The sequence below is a fragment of the Pseudoalteromonas sp. S1650 genome, from assembly GCF_005887195.1.
In the GTDB taxonomy this organism is placed as follows: domain Bacteria; phylum Pseudomonadota; class Gammaproteobacteria; order Enterobacterales; family Alteromonadaceae; genus Pseudoalteromonas; species Pseudoalteromonas simplex.
The window spans coordinates 1-970 of sequence record NZ_PNDF01000125.1 but is presented as its reverse complement, the minus strand read 5'-3'; the positions used below and the strand labels follow the sequence as shown (position 1 = coordinate 970).

The window sequence follows — 970 nt, the reverse complement described above, 5'->3', positions numbered from 1 at the left end:
AGTGAAAACGGGTGGTGTTAGTCCTGAATTTGGTGGAGCACTTGGCGGTATTGTTAATGCGGTGTCTAAGTCTGGTGATAATGACTTTAACTTCGGTGCAGAAGTACGCTGGGATCCTGATAGTTTACGTAGTCAGCACGACTCTATTTATCAAGAAAATGGCACTATTAGTACAAATACACAGCAAAGCAGTTACGATTTTAAAGAACTTCAGCTCTGGGCCAGTGGTGCAATCATCGAAGATACCTTGTTCTTTTATGGTTTGTTTGCACCACGCCGTGAAGAGTCTACTGGCGCTGGCCAAACGACTTATTCAGATTTTGAACGTGATGAGGACCGCTGGTTCACGAAGGTAGATTGGTTTATAAACGAAGATCACTCTGTAGGATTTTCAGCGATGAACAACAAACGTACATGGACTGATAAAACCTTTGCTTATAACTGGCAAGAGAATGTGATTGGTGAGCAGCAAGGCGTGAATGCGCCAGGGGAAGATGGCGGTAAAGTATATAGCTTAAATTATAATGGCTACCTAACTGATACTTTTTCTGTTTCAGCAGTTGTTGGGCGAGTGACTGAAAACGTTGAAAATGTGGTTGCATCACCAAAGCCAGGTGTTTGGGATGAACGTGATGGCTTTGTCACTTTGAGTCAACATACAAACTCGTCTGTGACTGAACAAGAGTTTACGCGCGACCAAGCAAGGATTGATTTCAATTGGGATCTAGACATGCATTCAATCCAGTTTGGTATTGATTACACTAATGTGAAAGTTGATTACTTTGAAGGTCAAAACGGTATTGGTGATGCTGAGGGATGGTGGACAGTTAAAACTGCCGGTGAAAATGATGTATCTGGTGCTTCTTTGGGGAGTGACTTTATAGAAAGACGAGTTCGAAGTCGCGAAGTCGATTCAGATACAACTTCACTCGCTTTTTATATTAATGATTCATGGCAAGCAACCGATAGT

Annotated in this window: 1 protein-coding gene; it reads left to right on the top strand. The window is 42.3% G+C overall.

Annotation, left to right across the window (positions count from 1 at the left end):
• Window positions 1-970, top strand: a 970-nt coding sequence (locus CWB80_RS21760) for a TonB-dependent receptor (RefSeq protein ID WP_138686308.1), incomplete at both ends; no start/stop codon positions are given.